6 protein-coding genes are annotated in these 12459 nt (G+C 58.9%); 5 read left to right on the forward strand and 1 reads right to left on the reverse strand.

The window, feature by feature from the left end:
- Positions 1 to 4: 4 nt before the first annotated feature.
- The 3 genes from F6R97_RS02370 to F6R97_RS02380 all read left to right on the forward strand — a co-directional run bounded on the left by F6R97_RS02370 (position 5) and on the right by F6R97_RS02380 (position 3717).
- Positions 5 to 1150, forward strand: coding sequence for an ABC transporter ATP-binding protein (locus tag F6R97_RS02370; protein WP_038983049.1), 1146 nt, complete (start codon positions 5 to 7; stop codon positions 1148 to 1150).
- Positions 1147 to 2649, forward strand: a complete 1503-nt coding sequence (locus tag F6R97_RS02375; protein ID WP_080772127.1) for a glycoside hydrolase family 32 protein — start codon at positions 1147 to 1149, stop codon at positions 2647 to 2649. Before F6R97_RS02370 ends, F6R97_RS02375 begins: the two co-directional genes overlap by 4 nt.
- A gap of 75 nt (positions 2650 to 2724) precedes the next feature.
- Positions 2725 to 3717: a LacI family DNA-binding transcriptional regulator gene (locus F6R97_RS02380; protein ID WP_315865968.1), complete on the forward strand. Its 993-nt coding sequence runs from the start codon at positions 2725 to 2727 to the stop codon at positions 3715 to 3717.
- Between the two features lie 52 nt (positions 3718 to 3769).
- On the opposite strand, the gene F6R97_RS02385 is transcribed toward F6R97_RS02380, so the two are convergent.
- Positions 3770 to 4132, reverse strand: a complete 363-nt coding sequence (locus F6R97_RS02385) for a DUF6124 family protein (RefSeq protein WP_038983708.1) — start codon at positions 4130 to 4132, stop codon at positions 3770 to 3772.
- Between the two features lie 742 nt (positions 4133 to 4874).
- Between F6R97_RS02385 and F6R97_RS02390 the strand changes: the two genes are divergently transcribed.
- Both F6R97_RS02390 and F6R97_RS02395 read left to right on the forward strand, forming a co-directional pair.
- On the forward strand, positions 4875 to 9242 hold the full coding sequence (locus F6R97_RS02390; protein WP_315865969.1) for a beta strand repeat-containing protein: 4368 nt from the start codon (positions 4875 to 4877) through the stop codon (positions 9240 to 9242).
- 308 nt (positions 9243 to 9550) lie between these two features.
- Positions 9551 to 12265, forward strand: coding sequence for a DUF5801 repeats-in-toxin domain-containing protein (locus F6R97_RS02395; RefSeq protein WP_315865970.1), 2715 nt, complete (start codon positions 9551 to 9553; stop codon positions 12263 to 12265).
- Positions 12266 to 12459: the final 194 nt, after the last annotated feature.

Here is a 12459-nt window from a genome sequence, read left to right on the forward strand (position 1 = left end):
CATCGTGATCAAATTGAAACTGGACAACGTGAACAAACAATTGGGCGGCGCGCGGATTCTTCGCGACGTCAACCTGGAAATCGCAGCGGGTGAATTCGTCGTGTTCGTCGGCCCTTCGGGCTGCGGAAAGTCGACCCTGCTAAGACTGATCGCCGGGCTGGATTCGATCTGCGGCGGCGACCTGCTGATCGACGGGCGTCGTGTCAACGACCTGGAGCCGCGCGAGCGTGGCGTCGGCATGGTGTTTCAGTCCTATGCGCTGTACCCGCACATGAGCGTCTACGACAACATCAGTTTTGGTCTGAAACTGGCCAAGACAGAAAAGACCAGCCTGCGCGAGCGCGTGCTGAAAACGGCGCAAATCCTGCAATTGGACAAACTGCTGCAACGTAAGCCAAAGGAACTGTCCGGCGGGCAACGCCAGCGTGTGGCCATGGGCAGGGCCATGGCGCGGGAGCCGGACATTTTGTTGTTCGATGAGCCGCTTTCCAACCTGGATGCGTCCTTGCGGGTGCAGATGCGCAACGAAATCGCCCGGCTGCATGCTCGACTCGGCTCGACCATGATCTACGTCACCCACGATCAAGTTGAAGCGATGACCCTGGCCGACAAAATTGTCGTGCTCAATGGTGGTCGCGTAGAACAGGTCGGCTCACCGCGCGAACTCTATGAGCGCCCGGCCAGCCGCTTTGTCGCCGGTTTTCTCGGTTCGCCCCGGATGAATTTTCTGCCGGCACGCCTGCAAACGCCAGGCGAAACCAGCCTGGTCGACACCTTCGTATGGGGTATCACGTCCCTGCCCTTCGACAGCTCGAAGCTGGTGGCAGGTACGCAGCTGACCCTGGGGATTCGCCCAGAGCACCTGTCGCTCAAGGCGGCAAATGGAACCGCCGGCGTGGTCGTGACCGCCGTCGAATACCTGGGCAGCGAAACCTATGTGCACCTCGAGACAGGCCAGGAGGAACCACTGATCTGTCGTTGCGAAGTCAGCGCCGGATGGCAGGCAGGCGATCGGGTTGAGCTGCAGCTGGACATCGACAACCTGCACCTGTTCGACGCCGACGGCGCGGCCTTGAGCCGTCACCCACACGCCATTGAAACCCTGCCGGATGGCGTTTCACAACGCCCGGTACGAGCACGCGCCCTATGACTGTGTCTTTGAATTCCATGAGTGTTCCAATGTCCGCTGCCCTTGATATTGCGCAGCATGCGCTGCGTGAGGGTCTGTCTCGCGTCGTCGATGATTATCGACCCGGTTATCATATTGCCCCTCTCGTGGGCTGGATGAACGACCCCAACGGGGTGGTGTACTTTCGTGGCGAATACCACGTGTTCTATCAGCACCATCCCTTCGACGCGAAATGGGGCCCGATGTATTGGGGGCATGCCAAGAGTGCCGATCTGGTCCATTGGCAGCATCTGCCCATTGCACTGGCGCCCGGCGACGATTTCGACCGCGACGGTTGTTTTTCCGGTAGCGCGGTGGTGTGTGGAGACACCCTGGCGCTGATCTACACCGGGCACACCTGGCTGGGGGAAGTGGGTGACGAGCGCTCGATACGCCAAGTCCAGTGCCTGGCCACCAGCACCGACGGCATCCGGTTCGTCAAGCATGGCGCCGTCATCGAGACCGCGCCGCAAGACACGATCATGCACTTTCGTGACCCCAAGGTGTGGCAGGAGGATGACTGCTGGTACCTGATTGCCGGCGCGCGTCTGGGCGATGTGCCGTTGCTCCCGCTGTACCGTTCCACGGATCTGCACACCTGGGAATTCCTCGACTATGTGTCCAGCGGCAGCGAGGGCGATGGCTATATGTGGGAGTGCCCGGATCTGTTCCGACTGAACGGACGCGATGTGCTGCTCTACTCCCCCCAAGGCATGCAACCCGAGGGTTACGAACGGCTGAACAAGTACCAGACCGGTTATCGAGTGGGCCAACTCGACAGCGAATGGCACTTCACCGGCGGGCCTTTTATCGAGCTGGATAACGGCCACGATTTCTATGCCGCGCAAACGCTGGTGGCTGCCGATGGTCGGCGCCTGCTGTGGGCGTGGCTCGACATGTGGGAAAGCCCGATGCCGAGCCAGGCCCATCACTGGTGCGGCATGCTCGGTTTACCGCGCGAACTTGAACTGCACGGCGATCGCCTTTGCGTGTATCCGGCACGGGAGCTCACCGCTCTGCGCAAGGCGCCATTGCCGGGCACGCCTTGGTGGGATGAGTCGGGAACCCGGTGCGTGCCGCAAGTGAATGGCGACATGCTCGAAATCCATGTGCATCTGGATTTGCGCGGTTGCAGCGACGGCCACCTCGGAATCGCCTTGCGTTGCAGCGACGATGACCATGAAGAAACCTTGCTTTACTACGATGCATTGCTGCGGCGTCTGGTGCTGGACCGCAGCCGCTCGGGTGCGCAAGTCACCGGTCAGCGCAGTGTGTCGATAGACCCGACACAAGAGCGACTGGAATTGCGCGTGTTTCTCGATCGCTCCTCCATCGAGGTGTTCGACGAACACGGCCGCTTCAGCTTCAGCAGTCGCCTCTATCCGCGGCCCGACAGTCTGGGAGTGAAGCTGTTTGCCAGCGGGAGTGGCGGACGTGTCTCGATTCCCAAGGCATGGCCTCTGGCCTCGGGATGGCTATGAGCGGCGTCATTCGAGTCGCGAGAAGCCCGAGCCCTGTGTCATGATCCTGCGTCAACCTGACCGGCCTCGCCTCGCATGACTTCAGTGAAAGACGTTGCACAGCTGGCCGGCGTATCCCTGATGACGGTTTCTCGAGCGCTCAATAATCCGGAAAAACTGAGCCCCGAAACCCTTCAGCGGGTGCGTCGCGCCATTGACGAACTGCAATTCGTACCGAGCCTGTCGGCGCGCAAGATGCGCGGCGACAACCTCCAGTCGCGCACCATCGGTGTGTTCGCACTGGACACCGCGACTACACCGTTCGCGGTCGAGCTGCTGCTGTCCATCGAACAGACCGCGCAGCAGGCGGGCTGGAATGTGTTCATCCTTAACCTGTTGAGCAACCCGCCCACCGACCAGAACATCGACCTGATGTTGTCGCACCGTCCCGACGGGTTGATCTTCAGCGCCATGGGGTTTCGCCAGGTGAGCATTCCCGAGCGCTTGAAGAGCAAACCCCTGGTACTCGCCAATTGCCTGGCCGATGACAGTGACCTGGTCAGTTATGTGCCAGACGACGAAACGGGGCAGTATCGAGCCGTACATCACGCGTTGAGCCAGGGCTATCGGCGCCCTCTGTGCATCAATCTGCCAAAACAGAGTCTGGCCTGGGGCTTGCGACAAAAAGGCTTGCAGCGTGCCTGTCAGGCATTCGGCCTGGCGCCTGACGCGCTCCTGCAATACGACCTTTCCGATCATGACGCCTATGGTGAAACCGCAGCCATCCTCGACCGACACATCATCGAGGGTCGCCCCCAGTTCGATATTCTGATCTGTGGCAACGACCGGATTGCCTTTTGTGCCTATCAGCTGTTGTTGGGCCGTGGCCTGAAAATTCCCGCCGATGTCGCCGTGCTTGGTTACGACAACATGATCGGCATCGCCGAACTGTTCCTCCCGCCGCTGACCACGGTGCAACTGCCGTACTACGAGATCGGTCGCAATGCCGCCCGGCACCTGATCGAGGCCCTGGAGGTCTCGGGCGCCCAGCCGGTTGATTGTCCATTGGTGGTCAGGACGTCGTTGTGAGCCATCAAAACCCTTTACCGAGGGGCAAGCCTCTCGGTAAAGGGCTGAGTGATTACTTGGGTGGAACGAAGTTATCCAGCATTCGATTCACCGCCAGTTCAGCCAGCATGACGACTTGCTGAAGCGCCAGCAGGGTATTGCGGTGGGTGCCCTCCACCAATGCAGCGATGTTGCTGGCCATGACACTGGCCGACGCCAGGTTCTCGCACGTTTGAACCAGCAAGGCTTCATGGTCGACATCCGGCGCAACCATGTACATGGTGCTGGGTTTGCGTGGGGTGTTGTTCATGATCGCTGCCGGGTTGAGGTAGAAATTGAGGGCGCGCTCGGCGGCTTCGTTGAGTTTTTTTGGATCGAGGGATTCGTACGGGGATGCCGGATCGGTATCCGGTGGGTTGGGCGTAACTTTGAACATAAATCAAACTCCTGATACGAGTTTATTAAAAAGAGCCATCACACTCGCTACCAACGAAGGGTGGTGGCCATACGCGGGTTGGTAGACCGGTCGTATCAGTTCCCGGCGCCCTCGAAAGGACCCCGCGCATGACCACCATAATAGGTGACGCGATGCGCCGTGATACGAAACCGGGCTACCAAACCCGATCGCTGTTATTCAGCGACAGGGAAACGATAGAGCCCGGGCCATCGGCGCACAAGCCGGCGGATTCTGTCTTAACCGTAGGTAACGGCGCAAGGTCTTGTAGCCCTTCGGGAAGTAACACGGAGTGTCTTTAAACACGCATCGTTAAACGCGTGAGCGCTATCAAAATCGAGAAAGCGGCCCAATGCCGGTCAGTTAAGCGAAATCCCTGTGGGAGCGGGCTTGCTCGCGAAAGCGGTGTGTCAGACGACATCAATATTGACTGTGCCGCCGTCTTCGCGAGCAAGCCCGCTCCCACAGGTTCCGTGGCTTAACTGACTGGCATCAGGAACCGGCCGGCATTTGTTGGCCACATCTGCCGTCCGCTTAAAGTCAGCCTTTCCCATTAAAAGAGGCGCGGCCCCTTCGCGCCATCCCGTCTCCCCTCCCAAGTAGTCCGAAACTCCCACCCCGCTTGGGAGTATCGGGCAATGCGCAATCCGTGGCGCTTAGCCATAGTGACGACCAAAGGTCAACGGTCAGGCCTCGATGACCGCATCTGCCCGGGAAAAAAGTCATGACTCTTGACGAACAAAACTCATTGCTGACAACGTCGATTACCGCCAACGCTCTGAGCGTCGTGGCCACCGGCGAGGACGTTTCGCTGGACGAAACGACCGGATTGCAGAACCTCACCGCCACCCCAACCCCTGCGGGAGACGCTGACGACAACGACATTCTGGTGACCGCCCTGCCCTCAACCTTCGCTGCCCGTTTGACCGCACTTGGTGCAGGTACCGCAACGGGTGCGGCCTTGAGTGGCTATACCGGTGTCGCGGGCAACACGGGCAGCAATGCGTTTACCGTCACCGCTGACCCCGGAGCCAGCATTACCGACATCAGCTTCGTCGACAGCACTGGCGCACCGCTCAATGGCCTGGACAGCGGCCTGGATACCCTCGATGGCACCAGCATCCTTCTCTATACCGATACGAACAACAACATCGTTGTGGGCCGAGCCGGGAGCGCGACCGGCGCGATCGTGTTCGCTGCCTTTATCGAAGAAACCGGATCGCCGGTCTCGGGCGGCAAGATCTGGACCGTGGAGTACCAACCGCTCAAGCATCCAGTTACGACGGACGCCGATGATTCGGTCAATCTGCTGAATAAGGTGTTCATCGGAGCCAGTCAGGACCTGGAATTCAGCCTGGCCAATGCGCCTTCCGGTCAGAACCTGTTCCTGATGTTCACGAAAGCGAACCCGACAGTTGTCGACGTCGGTGGTGTCATGCGGATCACGGATCCCACCATCATCGCCACCGGCAAGGATCCGGCGAACCAGTCTGGGCCTAACCCCAACACCACGGCCGACGACATCAATATATCGACTGGCGATACGATCAATACCAGCCAGGCCGGTGGCCCAACCACCTTCGGCACCAACAGCCAGATGATTACGGAACAGGAAGGCATCCGTTTTTCGTTCGTCACAGGTGCCAGGCAGGATGTGACCATTCCCAACCTTAGTCAGACCGAAGCAGATCTTGAATCCAACATCGACTTTACCGCTGTCTTCAATGCGAAGATGGCCAATTTCGACGTCGTGCAGTTGCAAAGCGGCAAGAGTGCGGTGGTAAAAATCAGCGCATTCAGTACCGCGGCTGAACCTGGCGTGAACTTCATCGACGGCTATGCGGGCGATACGGTGGTTGCCATCACCAATGTTCGCGTCATCAACATTAGCACCGGGCTAGTGATCGAGAATTCAGACGGATCAGTGAATGATCCGGCCATTGGCATCACCTTCTCTGGTGGGGTTGCGACCATCACCGGCGTTTTGGCCGGCTACCAGATTGAATACACCACAACGGCGACTCACAACCGCGTACTCATCGAGAACGGGGCAGCCCTCGACGCCAGGGGCAATACCCACGCCGACTTTGATATCGGTGGCTTCACGCTGGTCCAAGCCTCTGTTTCGACAATCGAAATCGGCTCCAAGATGATCTTCGACGACGACGGGCCAAGCGCGGACGTGGTCGATGGCGGCGGCGCGGTGACGATCGACGAAACGGCCGGCAACCAGGATAACGACAGCGACTTGGCGGCGGTTCTGGCGCTGTTCGACACGGAAGTGGCAAACAAGGGCACGGACTTGAATCCAACGGAGTTCGCAATCAGCACCACGCCTTTGGTCACCACCACGCTCAGCAGCTTTGGCCAGGACGCGGCGGGAGGGACGAAAGTGCTGTCGCTGGCGATTGTGGGCGGCGACGGCACCGACTCGCTGCTCAACACCACCGATGGCAAGGACATCAAGCTGTTCAAGGAAGGCAATCTGATTGTCGGCCGCTATGACGTGGCCAATGGCACGGTCACGGTCGACGATCCGGCGGCGTTCGCGATTGCGCTGCAGCAGGACGGCAACGTGGCGGTCGCGCAGTATGTCTCGCTCACGCACCCCACCGCCGGCAGCTCGGCGGCGGACCATGACGACCGGATCGATCTGGCGGGCCTGATCAACGCGGTGGTGACGGTGACCGACGGCGACGGCGACACCAGCACCGACAGCGTCGGCATCGGCGATGACATCAACTTCGACGACGACGGGCCGAGCGCGGATGTGGCCGATGGCGGCGGCGCGGTGACGATCGACGAGACGGCCGGCAACCAGGATAACGACAGCGACGCGGCGGCGGTGCTGGCGCTGTTCGACACGGAAGTGGTGAACAAGGGCACGGACTTGAATCCAACGGAGTTCGCGATCAGTACCACGCCTTTGGCCTCCACGGCGCTCAGCAGCTTTGGCCAGGACCAGGAGAGTGGTACGAAAGTGCTGTCGCTGGCGATAGTCGGCGGCGACGGCACTGACTCGCTGCTCAATACCACCGATGGCAAGGACATCAAGCTGTTCAAGGAAGGCAATCTGATTGTCGGCCGCTATGACGTGGCCAATGGCGCGGTCACGGTCGATGATCCGGCGGCGTTCGCGATTGCGCTGCTGCAGGACGGCAACGTGGCGGTGGCGCAGTATGTTTCGCTCACGCACCCCACCGCCGGCAGCTCGGCGGCGGCCCATGACGACCAAGTCGATCTGGCCGGTCTGATCAACGCCGTGGTGACGGTGACCGACGGCGACGGTGACACCAGCACCGACAGCGTTGGCATCGGCAACGACATCAACTTCGATGACGACGGACCAGCGGTGTCAGCCAACAGCACGGTGCTGCTCGACGACGATGCGCTCACGGGTGGCAATGCTGACGGCACGGACGACGACGCAGACGCGGCTAACACAAGCGGCACTCTGGGCCACGACTTCGGTCAGGACGGGGCCGGCACGGTGGCCTATCTGACCAGCGGAGCGCCCACAGGCTTCACCTATGTGGCCGATGGCACCAGTCTGTTGGTCAAACAGGGCACGACCACGGTGCTGACACTGACGATGGTCGCGGCAACGGGCGCCTACACGGTGGCGCAAAACAACCCGATCCTCCATGCGGCAGGCATGACCGAGAACAACCAGGCGTTCACCATCAACTACCGGGTGACCGATGGTGATGGCGATACGGCCGATGGCACGCTGGGGATCAATGTCGACGACGATACGCCCGTTATAGGGACAGCCCCTGTGCAGGATGCCGATCCCGATTTGGGTGCGACGTCATGGACCTTTTCGGGTGACTTCGCCTACTCGATAGGTGCGGACAAGCGCGGGCCGACCTACTCTTCGGCAGCGGACAGTGATTTTGCCAACCTCGCCCTCTCTGGTTCGGCGAACGATGTTGCGATCGTTGATCCAACGGTCACCTGGGCTTCAGAGAATCTCGACACTGCCACGTTTAACGTGTCGTTCAAATACGATCACGATCGGAGTGCTGCTACCACGCCTGAACTGGTGGAAGGCACGCTGGTGTTTGACAAAGTCAATGACACCTATACCTTCGAGATGGATGCGCTGCAAACGACGCAAGACGTCACGCTGGGCGAAGGCACTGGGTACGAAACGTATGACATGGATGGCACGATCCCTTCCAGTGGCCCATCACCTGTGGCCACCGGGAAGCTTGGGGAAGGTTTCTTCATCCAGATCACGGGCTTCGAGGCACCATTGAGTGCCGGCGGCAATACTGCTGTGGTGGCGGGTGAGCTTGTGAGCGGCTCGGTTGCCGCTGTAACCTTGTCCAGCACTGCTCTGGGCGTCTCCGGAAACACGATCCAGGCAGGTGAAGCGGCCAACATCAATTTCTTCGAGACTGATCCGAAAGGAGATCTGGGCGCCGACGATTTTAGTTACGCGACCGATTTCTTTATCAAGTTCGATGGATACGAGACTGAAAGCGATGATCTTTTGCTTATCGTCAGTCTTGCTGATGCAAATGATTCCTCCATCACTACAACACGTGCCATCTACGTCGACCAAGGCGATGTGTACGAGAACGATACAAACAACTCCGATCTTGTTGGAACCAAGTACGAGGCCCTTATCGCCAACGACCCTGCCGATCCGAACGACCCGTTTTTGGACAATAATGATGCTCTATTGATTGTTGAAAGTAATGACTTCAACATTCAGACCGGTGATAACTGGCTCATCAAGGGTATTCAGATTCTTTCGAATGATGCTGGCCTTACGGGCAGCGCGATAAATCTGAATCGCAATGTCGGTGCCGATGGCGCAAGCAGCACTTCCGCACAGCCGATCGTTGGTCTGATGGGGCCTGGAAACACGATTGCGGAGGATACGAGTACGAATCCGCTGAAGATCATCGATGCTGGTTTCTCCACCACCACGACTACACCCGCTACCCTTGATCTAGAGCTGGATTTCCAGGTCGTCGATAGAGATAGCGATTTCACCGCTGTCCAGACGATTGATATCGAAAATCCTGTGATCGAACTGGTGGGAGTAACTAACCTGGCACCGACAGATTTGGTGCTTTGATCCGCTAAGAAGAGGTGCACGCGCGAGACAGGACGGCCTGGCTCCCACAAGGGGCCAGGCCGTTTTTTTACTGGGCCATTGCGGTCCCTGAGCCAAGGCCAGACGAGCCTTGCGGCATGTCCTCATTCGCAAACGGAATAGGCGGCTCCGTTTCTTAACGCCCTCGTGCTGTTCCCCCTCCCAAGTAGTCTGAAACTCCCACCCCGCTTGGGAGTATCGGCCAATGCGCAACCCCCTGCGCATGCTCATAGTTGCGAACTATGGTCAACGGTCAGGCCTCGATGACCGCAATCGTTCGGGAGAAAATCATGGCTATTGAAATCACCGGCGAGGACGTTGTGCTGGACGAAACACCCGGCTTGCAGAACGCCACCGCCACGCCACCCCCTGCGGGAGATGCTGACGACAACGACATTCTGGTGGCGTCCCTGCCCTCAGACTTCTCTACCCGTTTGACCGCACTTGCGGCAGGTACCGCAACGGGTGCAGCCTTGAGTGGTTATACCGGTGCCGTGGGCGACACGGGCAGCGATGCGTTCACCGTCACCGACGGAGCAACCATTACCGATATCAGCTTCGTCGACAGCGCTGGCGCACCACTCAATGGTGTGGACAGCGGGCTGGACACCCTCGATGGCACCAGCATCCTTCTCTATACCGATACGAACAACAACATCCTTCTGGGCCGAGCCGGGAGCGCAACCGGCGCGATCGTGTTTGCGGCTTACATTGAAGAAACCGGATCACCGGTCACCGGCGGCAAGATCTGGACCGTGGAGTACCAACCACTCAAGCACCCAGATGGTACGAACCCCGATGATTCGCTCAATCTGCTGGATAAGGTATTCGTCGGAACCAGTCAGGACCTGGAGTTCAGTCTGGCCAATGCCCCCTCTGGTCAGAACCTGTTCCTGATGTTCACGACCGCGGACCCGACAGTTGTCGACGTCGGTGGTGTTTTGCGGATCACGGATCCCACCATCATCGCCACCGGCAAGGACCCGGCGAATCAGTCAACTGGCGTCAATATCACGACAGGCGACACCATCAATACCAGCCAGGCTGCTGGCCCGACCACCTTTGGCACCAACAGCCAGATGATTACGGAACAGGAGGGCATACGTTATTCGTTCGTCACCGGTGCCAGGCAGGATCTGACCATTCCTAACCTGGATCAGAACGAAGCCGATGTTGAAGCCAATATCGACTTTACCGACGTCGTGAATGCGAATAAGGCCAGTTTTGACGTCGTGCAATTGCAAAGCGGCAAGACTGCTGTCGTAAAAATCAGCGCATTCAGCACCGCTGTTGAGTCTGGTACGACCTTCATCGACGGCTATGCAAATGATTCGCCGGTTGAAATCACCAGTGTCAGCGTCATCAACATCAGCACCGGGCTGGTGATCGAGAGTTCAGACGGACCGGAGGATGATCCAGCCATTGCGATCACCTTTGATGCTGACGGGGTTGCCACCATCACCGGCGTTAAAGCCGGTTATCGGATTGAATACACCACAACAGATGAACACAACCGCGTGCTCATCGAGAACGGGGCAGCCCTCGACGCCAGGGGCAATACCCACGCCGATTTTGATATCGGTGGTTTCAAGCTGCTCCAAACTGCTGTTACGACCGCTGAAATCGGCTCCCAGATCGTCTTCGAAGATGACGGCCCAGCACTCGCCTTCGGCAACCTGATCGGGACCGGTAGCGTCCTGCCGCAAACTGGCTTCTGGAGTAATTCGGCCGGCGCCGATGGGCTGGATGCGGCCGGTCTGGATATCTCGGTGAATAGCCAGTTCACCCTCGTCAGGCCAAACAACACGACCACGACCGGGACCGCCACGCTCACCGAAGTGGTGCCCTCACCGGACGGCAATGGCGCGTACCAATTCGCTGGGACGTTGACCGGCGATTTCGACAACAACGCCGACACGGCGGATACCACCGTCGACTACACGCTGACCGCCTTTGACGATGGCAGCTATGCACTGGATCTAGTGCAAGGCTTCAGTTCGACGGTCGTGCTCAGCACTGCCGATGGTTCGCTCGCTGCCGGCGGTCCGGACCCAGTGCGCACATTGTTAATTCCAGATACGAATGACCCGACTATTCCTTCGGCATCTGAGGAGGTTGTGTTCTTTTCCGCGAAGGCGCTTGCGTCGACTACGGACATCCTGGCCGGTATCGGGCTTGGAGCACCCGACCCTACCGAAGCAGAACTACAGACCACCCCCCTGCCCTCGTACATCGACCCGAGGTCCATGAACGTCAGCACGTCCGGCATCGGCGTCGCCAATAACGTCCTCCAGGGAGACAACCTGGTGGCAATCGGCGCTACCGATGAAAGTTTCGTCGTCAATCCGGAGAGCCTGGTGACGGCCATGAAGGTCTTCATCGACAACTCTGTAGCGGGTTACAACACCGCGACCGAGGACCTGTACTACAGGATCTACTACGAAGACGGCACGACTTCGGACCTCATCGAGGTGAATACACTGACTCCAGAGCCCCGTGGACAGGTGTCCTTCCTCATTGAACAGGAGGGCTCGCTGCTGATCGACGCTGTTCAGCTCACGATGGGCCGAGGCGACATCAAGATCCCGGTGATCCAGTTCATTCAGGAGACCGAGAGCCTGGCCAGTGATATCCAACTGACGTTCAACGCGACTGTGACAGACAGGGATGGGGACTCGGCATCAAGTACGTTTGACGCCAACCTGTTCGCCAACGACTTGGCCGGCGCCTTCGACTACACGCTGGTGGGTACGGACGATGAGCTTGATGCCTTCAACGTCGACTTGTCATTCGATGAAAACCTGTACCAGATTACCGGCTTCGATACGGACGCAAACCTGCGAGACACCCTGGTGCTCAACGGCGACCAGAGCGCCGTTGTTCAGATCGACACCAGCGGCGCAGACAGCATCGTGACGGTTACCGAAACGGGCGGAGACGTCACGACCATCACCTTGGTCGGGGTTGATCTTCTGTCTAGCGACATCGTTCTTGGCAGCGCCTGAGGCGTCGCGCGCGTGAAAAATGCGAGGGTGGCGCAAGCCACTCTCGCATTGTTTTTTGCAGTTCCAATAGGCGATCCGCACTCTCGAATCACCCTGGGCACCCTGCAGCAGACCACCAACGAGGACGACTAGGCCGAAACTCCCATTGCGCTTGGGAGTATCGGCCAATGTGCAATTCCCGGCGCTTGGGCATA

The organism is Pseudomonas sp. JV414 (assembly GCF_032424305.1).
Lineage (GTDB): Bacteria > Pseudomonadota > Gammaproteobacteria > Pseudomonadales > Pseudomonadaceae > Aquipseudomonas > Aquipseudomonas lini.